The organism is Olleya sp. HaHaR_3_96, assembly GCF_019278545.1.
Classification (GTDB): domain Bacteria; phylum Bacteroidota; class Bacteroidia; order Flavobacteriales; family Flavobacteriaceae; genus Olleya.
Genome location: NZ_CP058987.1, coordinates 2927386 through 2948145 on the forward strand (window position 1 = coordinate 2927386; position 20760 = coordinate 2948145).

Below are 20760 nucleotides of genomic sequence, written 5' to 3' on the forward strand. Positions count from 1 at the left end.
ATAGTCTAACATTAGCACTACTCTAAGATTCTAATATTAGTAGTAATAATAATAATAATAAATAGTAAATAGTAAGAAAATATTAATCTTATTGTTTCCACTTTGCTGTAATACTCTGTATTAGATGGCTTTTTTTAATGTGTGATTCTCAAGCCACAATAAAAGGCGATAGAAAAAGCATAATTACTAACTGTACCTTAATTAGGTACACATTCAAAATTTATTTAATCCAATACGACAACCTCACTCTTTAAAATCCATTTACCATTTACTTGTGCGCTATAAGATATTGTGATTTTATTGGGCCCCGTCTTTTTAAAAACATCAATAAGACTTAAGTTTTTATGAATGGTAGTATTAATTACAATAGGTCCACTTAATAAATTACTCGTAGTTGCATCAAAAACATAAAGACTCTTAGTCGTCGGTTTTATATCCCAAAAGCCAATCTCGTCTGCGCCATCACTATTAAGATCTTTAAGGTTTTCTAATTGTGACTGGTATACGCCATTTACTGTTATCGGTTTTAGAGTTTTATCACTAAAGACGACTACACTATTACAATCTCCTTTACATTCTACAGAAGTATTACTTTGTATATCGCCTTTACCTCCAAAAGGGACTTCTGGAGAAATCACATAAGCATAGTCTGATAGATTGTCGCCATTAAAATCACCATACAGTTTCCTTTTTTTAGAAAGGCTTTCATTGTTTTTACGGGCATTAGGGAAAATGGGAGCGTCAAGAGCGTTATCATTTTCTGCAAGGCCTTCCCTTAAAATTTTAAAAACATTATTTTTATGGATTACAGAAAGATATGAGCTATAATCTGCCTCAATTCCATTGTAATTAACACGTGTCGTAAAAGTGACTAAATAGTTGCCAGCCTCTTTTGTAATGACTAGTTCATCATTCAAAATACGCTGTCTGTAATCTGGAAATTGTTCGAAAAGCAAATTTTTGTCTTCCTGTACTTGTGTTTTTGTAAATTCTTTTCCATAATAAGTTACCACATCCATATAGTCGCGTTCTAGATAGGCTACTTTTAGTTGTGTATGCGAATCATTCCATTGTTTAACAAAGTTATGCACGGCTTGATCACCTTTAGAGTTGCTATCGCTGCAACCAAATAAAAGAAAAACAAGTAGGTAGGACATGAGAGAGAGTATCTTCATAAATAGAATGAGGTGTTATGGCGAAAATTAATGTTAAAGATACATGATTTTTTGATTACTATTGATTTACAACACCTATAAGCAGAATTCCTTATACGTCTATAAATCTTAATAAAGATTAAAATCAATTTTCATAATCTACTCCTTTTACGAAGCCACTATTTAATAGTTTTTAATGACTTTTGAAAATAGATTAAAACACCTTTAGATAAGATACTTAAAGGATCACTTGAAAATTAAATACTATCTAAAAAGCATCAAAATCATTAGTAACGATAATTAACAATCCACTTAATCTATAATTCTCCTTTATTACTTAGTAACTCCAGTAATAGTGTCTATTTCTATAGTAAAAATAATAGGGATATCATTCCGATTAACCTTACTAGAAAACTGATTGATAAAATCTAATTTTTTATCTTCATTGTTTATGAGAATTTCCTTCACACCTAAAGAAAAATTGTGAAGCATTAATTTAGCAGCACTTCCTGTGTGTTCTTTAAATGTGCCATGTACTAAGACTGTTTTTCAATCACTAACAGAGTTGATGTCAGACACACATAATGTTATCACATTTTTTTTTCGCAAAGCTTTTATTTTATCAGTATTACTTAAATGACAAGTTATAGTATTTAATGATTCATTATAATAATAAGTTATAGGTGTGATATAAGGTACGTTATTATACAAATAGCCTAAATCTCCCATATAGTTTGTGCTTAATATTATGTTCTTTTCTTTAATATTTAATTTATTAATCATATTTTATAAATATTTACAATTAAAAGTAAGCACCACTTAGTAACTTTTTTTAAGTGATAAAGATTTGCTATTTCAAACTTAGGAGTCAATAACAGTTTAATACAAAACTTATGTATTGTATTATTTTAGAACTAATTTTTAAAGAATCATACGCACTAGTTATAAAAATAATTTAACACAAAAGCAACCTTCTCATTTTTAGACATCTTATCAGAGGGTACCACTTTAATGTCTATATCCTTAAAATGCGAATCAAGTTCTAAATAGTTGTGAAGTTCTGTTTTTGCATTTGTTGGACCAAATAAAATCACATTTTCATAATTTAAAATCACGTCAGAAATTTCTTTAAAATAAGCGTCATCCATTTGTTGTTTTTTATTATGCATAAGGCTTTCGCTTTTAGCCAACGCTTCTTTTTTTATTTCAAAATCAAAATGTGATTCTATCGATTGATTATGTGTTTTAGACTTTAAATCAATGACGTTTGCTATTGAATGATCCATCCAGATACCTAAATTTTTTTGTGGTTTCATATTTGTATTATTTTAATTAATTATTAGTTTTTCCTTTACTATTCTACCACGAAAGTAGGCACAAATTAATAACTACAAAATGATCTGTATCAGTTCATGCTGATAAAGATCATAATGCTTCTTTTTATGATAAAGAACAGTATGTTTTAGTCTTTTGTAGTCATTTTCATTTAAGACAATTTATAGAGAGATTACCTATTGTAACACATTACATGTCCAACTTTCATGAAAAATGCTTTATAAAAACAGAGGAAGTCTATTTTAAAATAATAGTTTAGTATGTGATAAATCCACAAAAAAATCCTAACAGACTAAAATGAAGTGATTATAAGAAGAGTGGTGAAATATATAACGCTTTGCTGTTTTGCTAATTTGGAAGAGCTTAAAACATCAAAATCACATACTTTGCGTATAGTAATTATAGTCTTTTAATATAATATCAATAAATTCTTTATCGTTGGCGTGTGCGGGTTTAATACCTGTTACTTCAATAATTTTAGATCGTAATTTTATTAATGTTTTATGGTCATTAAATTTAATTGCATTTTTAAAAGTTTCTTTTATTATCCTTGCATCGTTATCCGATAACTTAATAACTGTTGGATACAATGGTTTGTAGCTATCCGTAATGTTTTCCAAAATAGTGTCAGAAAACTTAACATCATCTTTCAAAGAAATTACTGCTGTATTTGCCATAATATCTCCAAAACGTTGATTTTGATTGGTAAACAAAATCAATAAAAAACCAACAAGTTTACCTCCTATAAAAACCAGAGTTAGCAAGCTTTCATTACTCTCTAAACCCAATGATGCGATATAAACAAAAATTAAAGAAAATAAATTAAAGTCAATAATTCTTAAAAACCATCTAATAACATAATCAGTAATTGACGGTTTAAAACCATCTATATTTATAACCTTAATTTTAACTAATTTTTTTCCTATAGTCTGTCCATTTAATAAAATTTCAGTGTATAAAGAATAAAAAGTAACAGGTAAAAATATTAGAACATCAATAGCTTTAATAGACCAATTATCATTAATAGTATTTTCAATTAACGAAAAATCAAAAAACTTAATAGCAAAATAGATGTAGGCAAACTTTATAATATTATCGATGACAAAAGCAAACAGACGTTGACCGATATTAGCTATCGTAAAATTAACGTTTACATTTTGTGCGGTTTTTATTTGGAGTGTTTTCATGCAATGATTAAATTCGCCCTAATGAGAGAAGTAGCTTTTATAAAGCAAAATAAAGAAAAATGGCTTGAATTTGAGCAAATAAGTTCAAATAAAGAAAAAAAAAGCCCAGATGATATTGCAAATCTGCATATTCAAATCATGAATGATCTGGTATATGCGCAAACTTACTATCCTAAAAGTAAGGTTACTGTGTATTTAAACAAGTTAGCAAAAACTAGTTTTGATAAAGTCTATCATACTAAAAGAAAAGATAAAAATGTGTTATTAAATTTCTTTTTTGATACCGTTCCTCTTTTAACCTATAAACACAGAAAATATATTTACATTTCTTTTATATTTTTCTTTTTCTGTTTTTTTATTGGTTTGCTCTCTACATTTAATGATGACACTTTTGCACGCCAAATTTTAGGAAATGAATATGTAGACCAAACTTTAGAAAATATAGAAAGTGGTGATGCCATGGCTATTTATAAAGGTGGAAGTAACTGGGGCAGTTTTATTGGCATTTATGATAATAATCAACGTGTCGGATTAAATATGTTTCTTTCAGGGTTGTTTTTCGGAATTGGAACTGGTTTTTATATAGTTTTTAATGCCATTATGGTAGCTGTATTTCAAGCCTTTTTTTATCAGCACAATAGCCTTGCTGATAGCTTAAAAGGAATTTGGATTCATGGTACATATGAGATTTTTGGAATGATTATAGAAGCTGCTGCTGGTTATATTATTGGAGCAAGCCTCTTTTTTCCCGGAACTTTAAAACGATTTGAATCTTTTAAAATTGGAGTAAGACAAGCTTTTTATATCTTTTTAAGTACAATACCCTTTACTATTATAGCTGCTTTTCTAGAAGGTTACGTAACTAGATATTCTAATAAAATGCCGGCAATTATGTGTTATGCTATTATTTTATTTAGCTTAGTGTCTATCAGTTATTATTATTTAATTCTACCATTTAAAGTAGCTAAAAAACACAATTTAAGATAATGAAAAAGTGTTTTATCTTACTACTCCTATTAATTAGTCAGACTGTTCTTAGTACTCCTATTATAAAGGTATTACAAGCAGATAATGATACTATTAGTGTTAATAAAAGTAGTGCTATTGAAGACAAAGTAACTTTTAAATCTAATTTAAAAGAAAAATATAATGATTCTGAATTTAACTATACAGATGACCTTAAGAAACCGGAACCACAAAAAGTAGATAAACCTGCTCCTATCCATTCTGGTAACAAAAACAATGGTTTTTTACCAGTTTTTGTAAGCTTCATGAGTAATGTTTTTCCTTTTCTATTAGCACTTATTATCGTTTTGATTATTCTAAAAACATTCCTTGGTAGTGATGCTGGATTCTGGAATTTTAAAAGATCAAAGCAAAAAAGCGCAGAAACTTTATTGTATGAAGATGAAAATGATGATATACATGAAACCGATTTTGATAGACTTTTAGAAAGCGCTATTCTTAACAAAAACTATAGATTAGCAACCAGGTATTATTATTTACTATTATTAAAAAAATTATCTGATAAAAAAACAATTAAATATCATAAAGATAAAACCAATACTGAATATTTGTTTGAAATTAATGACAAACAAATTAGAAGGCAGTTTACGGAAGTGTCACACATATATACTTATGTTTGGTATGGCGAATTCCCTTTAGATACTTTTAAATTTGAAACAGTAGAAAAAAAATACAAATCCATTTTTAATTCCATTAATTGAATATCATAATAAACATAAAGAAAGTTCTATTTTTAATTATTTTATTCAACCTAACAAGTTGTAATAAAACAAATTGGCAGGAGAATTTTAAAGAAAAAAGTAAAGACCCTTTTGGGACTTATATTGTTTTTAATGAGGCCGATGCTCTATTTAATAATAATGAAGTCCTTTATTTAAAAGAAAATATATACGATTACCTTTTTAACCATGTCAAAGACCGTCGTTTTGGTAACTACATCTGTATTAAGCATAGCGCAGATAAACTTAATGATGATGGCTTAGATTATTTGTTAGATTATATTAAAGAAGGCAATAATGCTTTTTTATCACTCAATCATTTTAATACCTATTTTAAAAATAAGTTAGGGTTTACTACCGAGAATTTAGATCAAAATATTTCGACTCCAGCCGAGTTAAAACAATTAGATGGGACCCTCTATTTAGAGAATAACACCTTTAGAAATCAATCCTTTGTATTTGATAGAAACATTAGAGAAAACTATTTCAAAACATATAATAAAAAAACGACTATCGTTTTAGGTACCATCGCTGTCAATGGAATACAAAAGCCTAATTTTTTAAAAATATATTATGGTAACGGTGTCATTTTTGTTCACACAAATCCAATAGTTTTTACTAATTATAATATGCTGAATGGCAATGAAAACTACGCAGAAAATCTTTTTTCTTATTTACCAGATGGAGATGCTTTATGGGATCCTCAAATTAAATCGAGCAAATTTTCTAATAAAAAAGAAGATAAACAAGATTCTATTTTTACCTTCTTTTTAAAACACCCAAGCTTAACATGGTTTTTAGCTGTATCATTCTTTGGTCTTATCTTATTTTTAACATTCAATGCTAAAAGGAAACAAAGAGAAATTCCGATAATCAAACCATTACAGAATTCGACTAAAGAGTTTGTGTTTACTATCGCTAATTTGTATTTAAAAGAAGGAGATCATAAAAATTTAATAGATAAAAAAATAGCTTACTTCTTGGAAAAAATAAGAGAAAAATTTTTAATAAGTACAAACAATTTAAATACTCAATTTATTGAACAGTTAGCTTCAAAATCTAATAACGAATTAAGTAGCACAAAATACCTAATACACACTATTATTGCTTTAAACAAAAAAACAGATTGTACACAAGAAGATTTGTTGGTATTAAACAAAATGATAGAAAATTTCTTTAAAAAATAATATAATGGAAGAACAATTAAATAACGCGCCTTCAGAAAATTTAGAGTTTACTAATAGAATCGATGTTTCTGAATTACAAGCTACTGTTCATGCAATAAAACAACAATTAAAAAAGGTCATTGTAGGGCAACAAGACATGATGGATCTTTTAATTGTAGCGCTATTGGCAAATGGTCATGTTTTAATAGAAGGTGTACCAGGTGTAGCAAAAACGATAACAGCTAAATTGCTATCTAAAACGATGGATATTGATTTTAGCCGCATTCAATTTACACCAGATTTAATGCCATCCGATATTTTAGGAACTTCAGTTTTTAATGCGAAAACAACGGACTTCGAATTTAAAAAAGGGCCCATTTTTTCTAGTATGATTTTAATTGATGAAATTAATAGAGCGCCGGCAAAAACGCAAGCTGCTTTGTTTGAAGTTATGGAAGAAAAGCAAGTTACTATAGATGGTGAAACCTATAAAATGAAAGAACCGTTTATTGTTTTGGCAACTCAAAATCCGATCGAGCAAGAAGGGACTTACCGATTACCTGAAGCACAATTAGACCGTTTCTTATTTAAAATCAATGTTGAATACCCAACAGCTGACGAGGAATTAGAAATTATTACTAGAGAGCAAGGTTTAGTAAATGCAACTAAAATTGAAAAAATAGAAGGCGTAATTACTGGCGCTAAGATTGAAGAGTATAGAGCGCTGGTTAATCAAATAAGTTTAGAAGAAAATTTACTAAAATATATAGCTAACATAGTGGTTAACACTAGATCTAATTCTTTTTTATATCTAGGAGCCTCGCCAAGGGCTAGTATTGCTATTTTAAAAGCATCTAAGGCTTTTGCTGCTATAGATGGAAGAGATTTTGTAACACCTGAAGATATTAAAAGAGCATCCATCCCAGTGTTACAACATAGAGTCATTGTAACTCCGGAAAGAGAAATGGAAGGTTTGACCAGTCAACAAATTATTGAACAAATTATTGAAGCGGTAGAGATTCCTAGATAAATTAATGAAAAAATTATACGACACTTTATTTTTAAACAATAGATTATTCTACATTCTAGGGGGTATAGCGCTATTATTTGTGGTCGGTTTTTTTGCACCTCTATTTTTCTTTATTTCTAAAGTATTACTTTTTGTTTTAATGTTATTAGTATTAGTTGACATACTAATACTTTACAATACAAAAAATGGAGTTGAAGTACAACGCCTGTTGCCTGAAAAATTGTCCAATGGTGATGACAATAAAATTACGCTTAATATTAAAAGCAATTATTTCTTTTTGTGTCATTTATCCATCATTGAAGAGCTTCCTTTTCAGTTTCAAAAACGTGATTTCTTTTTTGATTTAACATTAAAAACAAATGTAGATAAAGTCATTCATTATAATTTGAAACCAACGGAGCGTGGTATTTATAGTTTCGGTAATATTAATGTTTATGCGTCTTCTCCCCTACAATTAGCTACAAAAAAGTATATTTTAGGAAATGAAAAACAACTAAAATGTTACCCTTCTTTTTTAAAGCTACGAGACTTTAATTTTAAAGCATTTACTGATGATACAATATCATACGGTACAAAAAAAACAAGACGAATTGGGCACTCTTTGGAATTTGAACAAATTAAAGAATATGTGTCTGGTGATGATATTAGAACCCTAAATTGGAAAGCTTCAGCTAAGCGAAACCAACTAATGATCAATCAATACGTAGAAGAAAAATCACAACCCGTATACTCTATAATAGATAAGGGACGTGCCATGCAGATGCACTTTAATAATATTAGTTTATTAGATTATGCAATAAACGCGACATTAGCAATAAGTAGTGTTATTTTAAGAAAACAAGATAAAGCAGGTATGCTTTCTTTTTCTAAACAGTTAGAAGATATTATAGTGGCGGAACAAAGAAATTCGCAAATGAATTTAATATCTGAAGCATTGTACAATATCAAAACAGATTTTTCAGAATCTGATTTTAGCAGTTTATATGCGGTCGTTAAACGAAAAATAACAAACAGAAGTCTATTAATCCTATACACCAACTTCGAAACTATGGACGGATTGAATAGACAACTATCCTATTTAAGAGCCTTAGCTAAAAATCACTTATTATTGGTTGTATTTTTTAAAAACACAGAGTTAACCTCAGTAATTAATTCTAAGTCAGAAACTATTGAAGCTGTTTATGATACTATAATTGCAGAAAAATTTATGCATGAAAAAAAGAGCATTGTAAAAGCGTTAAAAAAATATGGGATTCAATCTGTTTTAACCGAGCCTCAAAATTTAACAGGAGACACTATTAATAAATATTTAGAATTAAAATCTAGAGGTCTTTTTTAGCACTCAATAATACTATATAAAAAAATATTTAAAAAGGATAATATTTACATCAATAAAGAATAGTTTTTTATTAAATTAGCCGACTAACCACAAAAAAACAAATTATAATGAATTGGTATTTAAAAGTATTAAAAGAGCATTACGCGGATTTTAACGGAAGAGCAAGACGTGAGGAATATTGGATGTTTTATCTTATTAACGTGATTGTTTCAGTAGCAGTAGGATTTGTTGCTGGAATGATACAAACACCTATAATTGGTACAATATATTCTTTAGCAGTACTTGTTCCTGGAATAGCTGTTGGTGTAAGACGTATGCATGATGTAGGTAAAAGCGGATGGTATTTATTAATTCCTATTTATAATTTAATTTTAGCTTGTACTGATAGTGTTCCTGGCCCAAATAAATGGGGTGATAATCCTAAAGGAGTAGGTAACAATAGTGCTATCGATTCAATAGGTAAAGAATAATCTTAACGTATTATAGTATTAATTCTTGTTTATTTTATTGGCACTTTGTCTAATAAAATAAACAAGTTTTTTTTTACAATACTATCTAATAATCGCTTTAGCAAATTTTGGATATATTAAAAGTATTACTACAATTATTAACTTTAATGATTTTTCCTAAATTATAGTTTTGATTTGCCTAAGTTATTCAAAGTTGTAAAATAAGATTACAACGGTCCTATTCAATACCTTCCCTATTATTATTTTTCATAATTTTAATATTCTGAGCTAGTACCTGTTTTTTTTCAAATACGCGATTCTCAGCGTGTTGTTTTTTTTCTTACAAATAAGACTTGGTATAATCGTTTATTCGGTCATTATAATTTCAAATTTTGAAATTTCAATTTTCCTCGTTAGACTTATAAAAAACATATTAATTTTTAAAGATAGTAAAATAAAAAGTCGATCCTATTCCCTCTTCACTTTCTAACCAAATTGAACCTTTATAATACGTTATAATTTTTTTAACAATAGATAGTCCAATTCCTGAAGAGGAGCTTGTACTTTCCAATTTCGTAAAAACCTTAAATATCTTACCAAAATAATCCGAATTGATTCCAATACCTTGATCCTTTACAAAAAACTCTAAATAATCACCTTTATCCATACAGGTGATTTCTATTACACTGTTGTCTTTATCGCTATATTTTATTGCATTTTGAATTAGATTCTGAAATACTTGCTTAAACTTCCAGATATTTCCAGTCATGCTTGGTAAATTATCTTGTACAACTATAGTAGTGTTATTAGGTACTAATAGCGCATCAATAACCTCTCTAATAATTGTATTAAAATTAATATGAGAGTCTTCGGATTCTAATTTATCTATAGTGGAATAATCAAAAATTCCTTTTATTAAAAAATCCATTTTTTCAACATTAAATAATACTTGCTCTAGCGGTTTTAAAAGAGCTTCGCCTAACGTCGCTTTATGATCATCCATAAACCAACCAACTAAAGTGTGAATATTAATTAAAGGTCCTTTTAAGTCATGAGAAACAACATGAGCATATTCATTTAATTCTTCATTTTGAACCGATAAATTTCTCAATAATTCTTCTTTCTTTTCTTTCTGTGCTTTTATTTGCTCTTCCTGCTCTTTTCTTTGAATGACATTTACTAGCATATTAGCAAACACGAACAGAATCTCTTGTTCATTATCGGAATAAGTATTGATTTTTGTTACAGAATCAAATCCTATAAATCCAATTAATTGATTGTTTTTGATTTTAGGTATTGTTATCAAACTTTTAATACCTTGAGGTTCTAAAATAGCACGTAATCCAAACTCACCATCATCGGGTAAAAGGCTAACATCTTCTACGTAAAAAGCCTCACCTTTTTTATGTGCATCTAACCATTGGGTAACATATTCCACAGGTACATTTTGTAAATTATCTATTTCTGGTACTATACCCTGGGCACACCATTCAAAAGTATTAGACGTAGTTTTATTTATTAAATCATAAGAAAAAACATAACTCCTATCGGATTCGACAAATTCTCCAATCTGTTGTAAAGACTCATTAATAAGCTTATTGATATCTGATAAATCAGAATTAATGTACTGTGTTGATATACTTATTAATAGTTCCTGAAAACGCAATTGACGCTTAATGATTTTATCCTTCTCCACCTGTTCAGGATTAGTGTCGATATATTCGTTTTTCATTATATAAAGTGTTTATGAGATAAAATTTTAAAATGCTATTGGAAATATACTATTTACAATTGTTATAATAACGTCTTTTATAAAGATGTTAAGCAATTATAGATATTTAGTACTAAACTAAGTAGCAAACCTTTCATATCAAATTTAATAAAACAAATTATAGAGTATTAAGATTCTTAATCTCTATTTTTTTTTAGTGACAGTAAAATTAGATTATCGTGTTGCAATAGTCCTTGATATAATGTTTACTTATACGTAATCATCCCGATAAAAAGGCTAAACACATCACTACTAGGTATATAGTTTTGATTAAATGGCAATACGTTAAATTGTAATATTTTTAAATAGTGTTTCCATTAAAACTCGGCAAAAAAAGTATCTTTGTTAGGTAGGAATTGAATTTAACTAAACTATTATTTAAATTTAATTACTTTTCTAAAATTAACAATTCAAATAAAAAATTATGAAACATTTATTTATTGCGTTTACAGCTTTTTTATTAAGCGCAACATCTTATGCGCAACTAGAAATTTCAGTTAGTACTGGATATGCCGTTAGTAGTGCTGGAATGAAATTAGGTGAAACAATTAATTCAACTGAAACTGAAAACTTTTATGGTAGTTATGGTGAAGGTGCGAATGTACAGATTAGAGGGACTTATTTTTTTAACGAGTCTGTTGGTTTTGATTTAGGACTTGGGTATTTACATGGTACTGATCAAACGGTATCTGACGTTGATTTACCAAGCGATACAGTAGACGCAGTAGCAAGAGCACGTGCTTTTGGAGCATCTACTTCTATTGTTTATAAATTTACAGATAAATTTTATGGTCGTTTTGGTGCGTTATTAAAATTAGGAGGAAAAACGGAAGCTGTAGTATCTAGTAAGTCTGTTTTTACAGAAGATGAAGCTAATGCCTTTGGGGTGCCACAAGGTTCTTATACTCAAACGGATTATGTTGAAGATTATCATGGACATTTTCCTCTAGGTTTTGTTGGTGCTTTAGGTTATAAATTTAACATCAATGACAATCTTAATCTTTTTGTTGAAGCTGAATATTACGGAATCAGTTTAAAACGTAAAGATTCTGAAATCACAGAATTTAATACTGATATTGTTTTACCTGATGGTACTGTTGCTGTAAGCGGATTTTACGACATGGATAATTTAGCTCCCGGCTTTAATAAAGAAACTACATATGTTGATAATTTAGCACATGACAACACAGATAGTTCTAAAAAATTATCACAAAAAGTACCTTACTCTTCTTTTGGAATTAACTTTGGAATTACTTATAAATTTAAGAGTTCTAATAAATATGGAGACGAATAAATCTATGTAATAAACATAATTAATTTATGTAATTAGCTAACATTTATAATGTATTACAACAGCATAAAGCCTATTAAAACAATTGTTTTAATAGGCTTTATCTCTTTAAATTATATAAAAAAAGACTCTAACTCAATTGTTACAAAAAGTAGTGTGCAATAGTTTATTGTCATAAAATTTGCCTAAACATGTTGGTTTAGAGCTTACCTAACTAAAAAAGCAGCAATATCTTTAACCGTTTGTCTTGCTGTTTTACCGACACCATAAATCGTAGCAGAAGCAAATCCTGTCCAACTACCATAACCGACCAGCCATAAATTTGACAATTTAATAGCACGCGTACCAATTGTAGCGATCTGGTTATGTTCTGTAAGCCCCAAAGTCTTTAAGTGTTTTAAATTAGCCTTAAAACCAGTGCACCAAATAACAATATCAACAGGTGTTTTAGTACCGTCCTCCCAAATAATCCCACGTTCATAAAAAGAACTAAAGGGACGTCTAGCATGTAAAACACCTCTATTTCTTGCGTCCCTAACGCTTTCTACCATAACAATCTCACTTAAAGAGGCTTTTGTTCCCGAAGAGGTTTTACCTGAATGACCATGAAATTTATCAGTGGCATCATTAAACAAATAACGTCCATCAATAGCATCAGGTAAATAACAAGGCGCTTTAATAGTGACCCACTGTGTATTAGCTACTTTTGAAACTTCTGATAATATCTGAGCTCCAGAGTTCCCGCCGCCAACTATTAAGACATTTTTACCTATCAAATCTTCTGTATTTCTATAATCTGATGAATGTATTTGTATTCCAGAAAATTCATTTTCATTCGGATATTTCGGAATAAATGGTGCTTGTGCTGTTCCCGTTGCGCTAACCACTGTTTTACTATAAAATGTACCACTAGTGGTCTCTACCTTAAAACCATTGTCTATTTTATAAACAGCGAGAACTGGTGTATTGTGTTTAATAGGGAAATCATAACGTGCTTGATATTGCTCTAAATAGCTTACAAAATGGGTTTTACTAGGATAATCTTCATTGCCTTTAGGCATACCCCATCCTGAAAGTGAACTGTATTCTGTGGGTGAAAATAATTTTAAACTATCCCAAGTATGCAACCACGCCCCTCCTATTTGATCTTGGTCGTCCAAAATTAAATAGTCTAATTTGTGACGCCTTAAAAAATAGGCAACAGATAATCCAGCCTGACCGCCACCTATAACAAGAGTATCATATATTTTCATTTGCCATTATTATTTAGATAACATTACAATTCTTTTAAAATGGTTTTATTTTACATATTGCTCAGAATCAACTAAACTGATTTCATTTAAAATCGATACTATAAGAAGCCAAGTCGTTATTTGGTTCGTGAAGACTGATTTATTATTAAAAAAAAACCTATTTAAAGAGCTTTCACTAGTACTAATGTATTGAAATTACTGTTTTAATTCAATTCCTTCATAATTTCAGAAAACAACTGATAGGATTTAATACGATCATCTATACCATATATATTGTTTACCGCAATAAGTTCGTCTGCTTGAGTATTATCAATAAATTCCTTTATTTGAGTTTTTACAGTGGCTTTGCTTCCTATAAAGGAATACTTAAGCATTTGGTGTATCTGCGGGTTTTGTAAAATATCTCTAAATTCGTTAGTCATGTCTGTTGGTGGTTGAACATAATCGCGCTTTCCTGTAAATATCCCCACAATCATTCGTATTAACGAGGTCGATAAACGTTCTGCTTCTTCATCTGTATCGGCTATGATAATATTACAGCCCACTATAGTGTATGGTTTTTGTAGTACTTCTGATGGCTTAAATTCTTGACGGTAAATAGCCAAAGCGTCCCATAAATGCGTAGTTGCAAAATGACTAGCAAAAGCGTAAGGCAGTCCTTTTTTAGCTGCTAAATGTGCACTATCAGTACTAGAGCCTAGAATATAAATAGGAACATTAATCCCTTCTGCCACGGTGGCCCGTACTTTAGCTTTTGAATTTTCTACAGAAAAATAGGTTTCTATCTTATCCAATTCATTAGGAAAAGAATGTGCTGCTTGCATAAAATCAGAACGTATAGCCTCAGCTGTTTCACGATCTGTGCCAGGTGCTCTACCCAGTCCTAAATCAATTCGATTGGGATATAAAGCACCTAACGTCCCAAATTGTTCGGCTACTATTAATGGCGAATGATTAGGCAACATGATACCTCCAGATCCAATACGTAAAGTCGTTGTACCTTGAGCAACATAGCCAATTAAGACAGAGGTTGCGCTACTTCCAATGTTTGACGAGTTATGATGCTCTGCCAACCAGTATCGCGTATAACCAAAGGTTTCAGCATTTTGAGCTAGCTTTAAGGCATTGTTGTAAGTTTCTTTTAAAGTATGACCTTCTGAGACCAATGCTAGATCTAAGATAGAATATAGAGTGTTGTGTTTTGTTTTCATAATACTGACAAGTAATTATTTTTGTATTTATTTAGTCGTTCTGATATAAGTAAAATGACACTAGTACTTTTTAATAGTAATTCTTATTAATAGCACTAGTATAATATCGCATTACCTATTTTTTACGATACGGTCTAATTATTAGCCCTAGTGGTCTATCATAAGTAAAATAGTTACTCATCCAATCTAAGAAAGCCACTGCCTTATTCCTAAAACCGACCAATGACATAATATGGATAAACATCCATACTAACCATGCAAAAGTACCTTGAAACTTCCATTTGGGTAGATCGACGACTGCTTTTCGTCTTCCAATCGTGGCCATAGACCCTTTGTCATTATAGATAAAAGGTTGTAAAGGTTTTTTAGCTATTAAATTAATAATATTTTTAGCTAAATGTTTACCCTGTTGTTGTGCCACAGGTGCTAACATAGGTAACCCCTTGGGACTTTTATCTGTCGCGTGTGAGGCTACATCTCCAATAGCAAAAATTGATTTTGTATTTAAAACTTGATTATATTCATTTATTACTATTCTGTGACTAACTATTGCTTCTTCAGGTAATCCCTGTATTGGATTTCCTTTAACTCCTGCCGTCCAAATGACCGTATCTGTATTAAAAGAAGTGTTATCTCCTAAAGTTAAACGAGCACCATCATAACTTGTAACTCTCGCATTTAAATGTACATTAACACCTAATGCCTTTAAATATTCCAAACTTTTAAGAGAGGCTTGCTCTGACATGACTGATAATAGTTTGGGAGAGGCTTCATATAAGTTAATTTTCATATTAGAAATATCTAAATCTGGAAAATCTTTAGGAATAACAAAGCGTTTCATTTCTGCAATAGCACCAGCTAACTCTATTCCCGCGGGTCCTCCACCAACAATAGCTATATTTAAAATTTTGTGATTAGACGCATCCTGTTGATTCACCAACGCTTTTTCTAAATTTTGAAAAATAAAGCTTCTAAGGTTTAAAGCATCCGGAATTGATTTTAGAGTTAACAAACTGTCCTTTACAGATTCAAAATTGAAATAATTTGTATCACTTCCCGTAGCAATTATTAAGTAATCAAACTCAATTTGTCCTATAGATGTATCTATGGTTTTATTTATAGAATCCACAGCGTTAACCTTAGCCATCCTGAATTTGAAATTTTTGTAATTTCTAAAAATCCGCCTTATCGGATAAGCAATACTATCAGGTTCCAGGCCACCTGTCGCAATTTGATACATTAAGGGTTGAAAATTGTGATAGTTATTTTGATCAATTAATAAAATGTCTACATTTTTATGCTTAAAAGATTTAGCAATTGATAATCCTCCAAAACCAGCACCTATGATAACTATTTTTGGTTTTTTAGTCATGTTTAATGATTTATAAAGAACTATAAAATTAAATCTTATATTTCATTTAACCCATATTTTAACACCGTATTATGGTATAGCCATATATTTAATAATGAGATACTAGAAAGACGAAAATTAGTAACGATTAACCAACCCGAGAAGTAACATTAGAACTGAACCAAATGCAATAGATTAAATATTATAATGAAATACAACTTTCTTAATTATTAACGCAAATCATTTTTTTTTTTTTAAGTTTTGATAGTATAAAGACCATTTAAATAATATCAAATAGTTGAAATTTTCACTCTTAACTCACTGTTTTAAGGTTCTGTTTTTGTCATATTAATATCTAAAGTTATATTAAATGGTATGACGTAATATTTTTTTTATGTCATAAATTTCAAAATAATTAATAAAGAAAGGAGTAAAATTAATACTCGTCAAACAACTACAAACAAGATGGTTAGACTGACTTAAACACGTGTACGTAACACCAAATATCAAAATAAATAAAATATATCAACATAATATTTTTACATGCATATATATTTTTGGCACGCTTCTTGGAATTTAGCTAGTAACAAATCATAAACTAAATATTATTTATTAGAATTGAATTGTATTGATATAGTACGATGTTATAAATTTAAGAATAAGAAACAAAGAAATAATGTTTAAGGGCCGAAACAAAAATTTAGACTTTCTTATACCTATAAGTAACATACTTATTTTAAACGACTAGCGTTTTAGGCAAAATCGTTATATTTTAAAAGAAATTGCATTATTTTTGCATTTAATTAAAAAACAACAAAAAAGTAATTCGTCGTATAAATACGCTTTTAACCCAATGAATATGCCGTTTAACGGATAAATGTACATTATGTAGAGTAAACAAACATCAAAAAAAAACAAATTTGAGTTGTTTATTTTAATAATTTATATAGATTTGTTTTAATATTACACAAAAAACACTTAAAAATGAAGACAAAAACTACTATTTTAACCCTATTTTTTTTAACGATACTAAGTATCAGTTTCGCTCAAAAAAAAGACGCCTCTCCAAGATTGATTACTGGAAAAGTTAGTATCAATAAATATCATAACTTGGAAGAGTTAAACAAAATTGCTAAAGGTGATTTATTAGACTTATATATTCAACGAATAGAAGTATTAGTTAATATACTACCCAATATTGCTTTCGCAACAAAAACAAACGTAACTCTTGGATCTTTGGGTATTCCTTTAACAAAAGAAAATAGAAAAACATTAGAAGCAAACCAAAAAGCGTCTGTTGAATATTTTGATAGTACGGTAGATTTTCAAAGATCAATATTACCTTATTCAGATACTGGAGATTTAATAGCTGCTATTTTGTTTTACGAACAGACACTAAAATCACTTTATACTTACGACGATTTTAAAGTTGACTAGTGTAATCAGTGTTTTAGTTTGTCAGAAAAGTCTCATAAATAATTAGTGATTACGCTTTGTTTAACCTTTTCTGTAGGAAAAACACCTTATTTTTGATGTAAAATTACACTTTGTCGATATTATTTGCATTTCGTATGAAATTTGTTTAGTTTTGATATATAAATTATTATTGAATAGTCTATAGAACTTATATTTAACCCTCATGAAAAAAATTAATCTTACAACTCTGCTAGTTATTTTTGCGCTAAGTACAATTAGTGCTCAACAAGAAAAAGGTGTCACAGGATATGAAAATTGGTTAAATCCTTGGACAGAATTTAAACCTAACAAAACCGAATACGGTAAACCAACTCAAATACTTAGTGGTACCATTACAAAAGACACTAAGTTAAATAAAAGAGATACTTATCTTTTAGTGGGAGATGTGTTTGTTACTGACAGCACAACACTAAAAATAGAACCTGGTACCGTTATTTTGGGTGATTTCAAATCAAAAGGGTCATTAACGATTAGTAATGGGTCTACTATTATAGCCGAAGGAGAAAGCACAGATCCAATTATTTTCACCTCTAGTCAGAGTGTAAAACAACCAGGAGACTGGGGAGGACTCTTTATTCTAGGTGATGCACCAACCAATAATATCAAAAACGAATCAACTTTAAATTATGGGTTAGCTTCTGCTGATGTTAGACATATTTCTTATGGAGGTGATAATGCGGAAAGTAATTCTGGTATCTTACAGTATGTGCGAATTGAATATGCAGGAAAAAGAACTAAAGAATATGGTTACTTTAACGGACTTACTTTAGCGGGTGTTGGTAGCGAAACGATTCTTGACAATGTAATGGTAAGTTTTTGTGAAGGAAACTCTTTTAGTATATTAGGTGGGGCTGTTAGTTTAGATAAATTTGTGTCCTATAAATCAAGTGCCAACGATTATAAATTGAATTATGGTGCGCAATGTGTCTTAACCAATTCTTTAGCAATAAAATCACCATATGTTTCAGGACAAGGAACCTCAAGATGTATTTATGCATTAAATAATGATGAACCAGGAAAAACTGTTTTTGATAAAAATCAAACTTTAGTACAAGCAAATAATCTTACTTTAATTAATTTAAGTAATGATTTAGACTATGACATTCAAATAGGTTTGGTAAATGAAGCTATATATATAGGTGAAAACGTAACTTTCAAAATACATGAAAGTGTAATTTCTGGATTTAAACCTGCAGTGATATTTGACAATAATATCACAATAAATAGCGAAAGTTTAGATAGAATAGAATTTACTAGTACTTATTTTAATAATTGTATAGGAAATATTTTTATTGAAGGAAATAGTAATAATGAAGATTTAGAAAACTGGTATGGTAGTAGAGCGTTCAACAATGTATACTCTAAAGGGCCTGATTCTGAAACTTTTATAGATGCTACAAGTACAAAGCGTCCTGATTTTAGATTGATTATTAACAAAATTGCGGCTTCTTCTACAAATGATGACTAAATAAAAAAATGAAAGTTGAATTTTTCACGACACCAGCACTTATAGCATAGAAGATTACATACCAGCCAAATGCAAACTAAAAAAAAACAATTCAAACTAAGAATCTTAGTATGTCTGTTAATATTTACTGTCCAACAAACGGTAAATTCGCAGATAGTTATAAGTAGTCCTAACTTAAATTTTTCTCAAGCTTGTGCTAACGAAAATTTTAATACGTATTCTGTTACCTTTCTTTTTAATCCTGAAAATGAATTAGAACCGTCAAATGAATTTTCGTTGGAATTGTCTGATGCTGATGGAGATTTTGCAAATCCCGTAGCTTTAAATTTACTTAGTTCTGGTGCTGTAACATCTTCTCCTGCTACTTTAACTTTTGAGTTTCCAAATACAGTTGCTGGTGAAAATTATAGAATACGTGTAAAAAGTACTGCCCCTGTAGCAACTAGTGGTAGATCTCAGCCTTTTGCGGCCTATTATAAATTACAAGATTCACCTTTTACTATTAATAATTTAATAGAAACAGGCGTGTTTTGCTCTGGTGGTAGTTATTTATTGACTATTGATAATCCTGGTTCTGGAGGTAATGACTCTCCCCTAGCCTACCCATCTCTTACATATAATTGGTATCAGGTAACTGGGCCAACAACATCTGTATTTGTAGCTAGCGGTTCTTCGCTTATGGTTACTCAAGAAGGGACTTATTTTGTAGAAACAGATTATGGTACTTGTACGTCCGACTCTTTTTCTAATCGTGTAACGATTACCGAAGTGGGATCTGGGGGATCTGACGCCGGTATTTCCGCAAGCTTAGGAACTTTATTTTGCCCTGATCAAGGTCCTAATGTCCTAAGTACAATTACAGGAGATAGCTATCAATGGTTTGAAAATGGAAGTAGTATCAGCGGTGCTACATCACAAATGTATGAGACTACAGAATCTGGCACTTATACTGTTCAAGTTGATTTAGGTGGTTGTGTTGCGTCAGGAGAAATTACAATAGTTAGTCAAACTTTTGAAGCTTCAATCAATGTAGAAGACACTAACACAATAGAGGAAGGTGAATCTTTATCGGTAGTCATTACTAACACTGCTATACTACCAGAATTTGAATGGTATTTAGATGATGTTTTAATATCAACTGCTACCACAGACAGTTTTGAAGCTACAGACTACGGGAATTACACAGTAATTGTTACCCAAAGCACAGGTTGCGAAGCCACTAAGATATTTTCATTTGAAATATCAGAACCTTTCGATCCATTTCCAGATGTAGATAAAATCCCTAACTTAATTAGCCCTAATGGTGATGGTATTAATGATACTTGGATAATTCCAGCACAGTATGTTGTTGGATCAAACACACAAGTAACAATATTAACAAACCGTGGAGAGGTTGTTGTAAATACTGACGCTTATCTGAATAATTGGCCTGAAGATGACTTAAACCTTACGAGTATAAATCTAGTATTCTACTATATCATAACAACTTCTGATAATGAAGTTAAAAAAGGTTCTATAACAATCATAAAATAAT

At 29.9% G+C, this 20760-nt stretch carries 18 protein-coding genes; 10 read left to right on the forward strand and 8 right to left on the reverse strand.

What is annotated here, in order from left to right; translation table 11 throughout:
- Positions 1 to 224 precede the first annotated feature (224 nt).
- The 4 genes from H0I26_RS12820 to H0I26_RS12835 all read right to left on the reverse strand — a co-directional run bounded on the left by H0I26_RS12820 (position 225) and on the right by H0I26_RS12835 (position 3676).
- A complete protein-coding gene (locus H0I26_RS12820; RefSeq protein WP_218699451.1) occupies positions 225 to 1175 on the reverse strand; it encodes a hypothetical protein in 951 nt (316 codons plus the stop codon).
- Between the two features lie 312 nt (positions 1176 to 1487).
- On the reverse strand, positions 1488 to 1646 hold the full coding sequence (locus tag H0I26_RS12825) for a hypothetical protein (RefSeq protein WP_218699452.1): 159 nt from the start codon (positions 1644 to 1646) through the stop codon (positions 1488 to 1490).
- 446 nt (positions 1647 to 2092) lie between these two features.
- Positions 2093 to 2470: a hypothetical protein gene (locus tag H0I26_RS12830; RefSeq protein ID WP_218699453.1), complete on the reverse strand. Its 378-nt coding sequence runs from the start codon at positions 2468 to 2470 to the stop codon at positions 2093 to 2095.
- A gap of 396 nt (positions 2471 to 2866) precedes the next feature.
- The gene (locus H0I26_RS12835; RefSeq protein ID WP_218699454.1) at positions 2867 to 3676 is read right to left on the reverse strand and encodes an RDD family protein; all 810 of its coding nucleotides are present in this window, start codon (positions 3674 to 3676) and stop codon (positions 2867 to 2869) included.
- 21 nt (positions 3677 to 3697) lie between these two features.
- On the opposite strand from H0I26_RS12835, the gene H0I26_RS12840 reads away from it, so the two are divergent.
- The 6 genes from H0I26_RS12840 (at position 3698) to H0I26_RS12865 (ending at position 9426) form a co-directional block, all read left to right on the forward strand.
- The gene (locus H0I26_RS12840; RefSeq protein ID WP_218699455.1) at positions 3698 to 4663 is read left to right on the forward strand and encodes a stage II sporulation protein M; all 966 of its coding nucleotides are present in this window, start codon (positions 3698 to 3700) and stop codon (positions 4661 to 4663) included.
- Positions 4663 to 5403 (forward strand): hypothetical protein, encoded by a 741-nt coding sequence (locus tag H0I26_RS12845; RefSeq protein WP_218699456.1) that lies wholly within the window; start codon positions 4663 to 4665, stop codon positions 5401 to 5403. The genes H0I26_RS12840 and H0I26_RS12845 overlap by 1 nt, the downstream gene beginning before the upstream one ends.
- A complete protein-coding gene (locus H0I26_RS12850; RefSeq protein WP_256935122.1) occupies positions 5400 to 6608 on the forward strand; it encodes a hypothetical protein in 1209 nt (402 codons plus the stop codon). The genes H0I26_RS12845 and H0I26_RS12850 overlap by 4 nt, the downstream gene beginning before the upstream one ends.
- Positions 6609 to 6612: 4 nt before the next feature.
- Entirely contained in the window at positions 6613 to 7617 is a 1005-nt protein-coding gene (locus tag H0I26_RS12855) for an AAA family ATPase (RefSeq protein WP_218699457.1), read from the forward strand.
- Between the two features lie 4 nt (positions 7618 to 7621).
- On the forward strand, positions 7622 to 8956 hold the full coding sequence (locus H0I26_RS12860) for a DUF58 domain-containing protein (RefSeq protein ID WP_218699458.1): 1335 nt from the start codon (positions 7622 to 7624) through the stop codon (positions 8954 to 8956).
- 107 nt (positions 8957 to 9063) lie between these two features.
- Positions 9064 to 9426 carry a DUF805 domain-containing protein gene (locus tag H0I26_RS12865; RefSeq protein ID WP_218699459.1) on the forward strand — a complete coding sequence of 121 codons (363 nt, stop codon included), beginning with the start codon at positions 9064 to 9066 and terminating at the stop codon, positions 9424 to 9426.
- Positions 9427 to 9838: 412 nt separating this feature from the next.
- Here the strand turns inward: H0I26_RS12865 and H0I26_RS12870 are convergent, their stop codons facing one another.
- Positions 9839 to 11137 (reverse strand): ATP-binding protein, encoded by a 1299-nt coding sequence (locus tag H0I26_RS12870; protein WP_218699460.1) that lies wholly within the window; start codon positions 11135 to 11137, stop codon positions 9839 to 9841.
- Positions 11138 to 11600: 463 nt separating this feature from the next.
- On the opposite strand from H0I26_RS12870, the gene H0I26_RS12875 reads away from it, so the two are divergent.
- Positions 11601 to 12470 carry an outer membrane beta-barrel protein gene (locus H0I26_RS12875; protein WP_218699461.1) on the forward strand — a complete coding sequence of 290 codons (870 nt, stop codon included), beginning with the start codon at positions 11601 to 11603 and terminating at the stop codon, positions 12468 to 12470.
- Positions 12471 to 12673: 203 nt separating this feature from the next.
- On the opposite strand, the gene H0I26_RS12880 is transcribed toward H0I26_RS12875, so the two are convergent.
- From H0I26_RS12880 to H0I26_RS12890, 3 genes are all read right to left on the reverse strand, one after another.
- Positions 12674 to 13720 (reverse strand): ArsO family NAD(P)H-dependent flavin-containing monooxygenase, encoded by a 1047-nt coding sequence (locus H0I26_RS12880; protein ID WP_218699462.1) that lies wholly within the window; start codon positions 13718 to 13720, stop codon positions 12674 to 12676.
- Positions 13721 to 13923: 203 nt separating this feature from the next.
- On the reverse strand, positions 13924 to 14931 hold the full coding sequence (locus H0I26_RS12885) for an LLM class flavin-dependent oxidoreductase (RefSeq protein ID WP_218699463.1): 1008 nt from the start codon (positions 14929 to 14931) through the stop codon (positions 13924 to 13926).
- Positions 14932 to 15046: 115 nt separating this feature from the next.
- Entirely contained in the window at positions 15047 to 16303 is a 1257-nt protein-coding gene (locus H0I26_RS12890) for an NAD(P)/FAD-dependent oxidoreductase (RefSeq protein ID WP_218699464.1), read from the reverse strand.
- Positions 16304 to 17266: 963 nt separating this feature from the next.
- On the opposite strand from H0I26_RS12890, the gene H0I26_RS12895 reads away from it, so the two are divergent.
- The 3 genes from H0I26_RS12895 (at position 17267) to H0I26_RS12905 (ending at position 20759) form a co-directional block, all read left to right on the forward strand.
- Complete coding sequence (locus tag H0I26_RS12895) at positions 17267 to 17719, forward strand: hypothetical protein (protein ID WP_101018604.1); 453 nt, start codon at positions 17267 to 17269, stop codon at positions 17717 to 17719.
- A 202-nt stretch (positions 17720 to 17921) separates the two neighbouring features.
- The gene (locus H0I26_RS12900) at positions 17922 to 19226 is read left to right on the forward strand and encodes a hypothetical protein (RefSeq protein ID WP_218699465.1); all 1305 of its coding nucleotides are present in this window, start codon (positions 17922 to 17924) and stop codon (positions 19224 to 19226) included.
- 69 nt (positions 19227 to 19295) lie between these two features.
- Positions 19296 to 20759, forward strand: a complete 1464-nt coding sequence (locus H0I26_RS12905) for a gliding motility-associated C-terminal domain-containing protein (RefSeq protein WP_218699466.1) — start codon at positions 19296 to 19298, stop codon at positions 20757 to 20759.
- The last annotated feature ends 1 nt before the right edge of the window (position 20760 follow it).

What these genes read in the sequence shown, in the direction of transcription:
- H0I26_RS12820 (WP_218699451.1), bottom strand. Translation starts at nt 1,175, where the DNA reads ATGAAGATACTCTCTCTCATGTCCTACCTACTTGTTTTTCTTTTATTT.
- H0I26_RS12840 (WP_218699455.1), top strand. Translation starts at nt 3,698, where the DNA reads ATGAGAGAAGTAGCTTTTATAAAGCAAAATAAAGAAAAATGGCTTGAA.
- H0I26_RS12845 (WP_218699456.1), top strand. Translation starts at nt 4,663, where the DNA reads ATGAAAAAGTGTTTTATCTTACTACTCCTATTAATTAGTCAGACTGTT.
- H0I26_RS12870 (WP_218699460.1), bottom strand. Translation starts at nt 11,137, where the DNA reads ATGAAAAACGAATATATCGACACTAATCCTGAACAGGTGGAGAAGGAT.
- H0I26_RS12905 (WP_218699466.1), top strand. Translation starts at nt 19,296, where the DNA reads ATGCAAACTAAAAAAAAACAATTCAAACTAAGAATCTTAGTATGTCTG.
- H0I26_RS12865 (WP_218699459.1), top strand. Translation starts at nt 9,064, where the DNA reads ATGAATTGGTATTTAAAAGTATTAAAAGAGCATTACGCGGATTTTAAC.
- H0I26_RS12890 (WP_218699464.1), bottom strand. Translation starts at nt 16,303, where the DNA reads ATGACTAAAAAACCAAAAATAGTTATCATAGGTGCTGGTTTTGGAGGA.
- H0I26_RS12855 (WP_218699457.1), top strand. Translation starts at nt 6,613, where the DNA reads ATGGAAGAACAATTAAATAACGCGCCTTCAGAAAATTTAGAGTTTACT.
- H0I26_RS12895 (WP_101018604.1), top strand. Translation starts at nt 17,267, where the DNA reads ATGAAGACAAAAACTACTATTTTAACCCTATTTTTTTTAACGATACTA.
- H0I26_RS12830 (WP_218699453.1), bottom strand. Translation starts at nt 2,470, where the DNA reads ATGAAACCACAAAAAAATTTAGGTATCTGGATGGATCATTCAATAGCA.
- H0I26_RS12875 (WP_218699461.1), top strand. Translation starts at nt 11,601, where the DNA reads ATGAAACATTTATTTATTGCGTTTACAGCTTTTTTATTAAGCGCAACA.
- H0I26_RS12900 (WP_218699465.1), top strand. Translation starts at nt 17,922, where the DNA reads ATGAAAAAAATTAATCTTACAACTCTGCTAGTTATTTTTGCGCTAAGT.
- H0I26_RS12885 (WP_218699463.1), bottom strand. Translation starts at nt 14,931, where the DNA reads ATGAAAACAAAACACAACACTCTATATTCTATCTTAGATCTAGCATTG.
- H0I26_RS12880 (WP_218699462.1), bottom strand. Translation starts at nt 13,720, where the DNA reads ATGAAAATATATGATACTCTTGTTATAGGTGGCGGTCAGGCTGGATTA.
- H0I26_RS12825 (WP_218699452.1), bottom strand. Translation starts at nt 1,646, where the DNA reads ATGCTTCACAATTTTTCTTTAGGTGTGAAGGAAATTCTCATAAACAAT.
- H0I26_RS12835 (WP_218699454.1), bottom strand. Translation starts at nt 3,676, where the DNA reads ATGAAAACACTCCAAATAAAAACCGCACAAAATGTAAACGTTAATTTT.
- H0I26_RS12860 (WP_218699458.1), top strand. Translation starts at nt 7,622, where the DNA reads ATGAAAAAATTATACGACACTTTATTTTTAAACAATAGATTATTCTAC.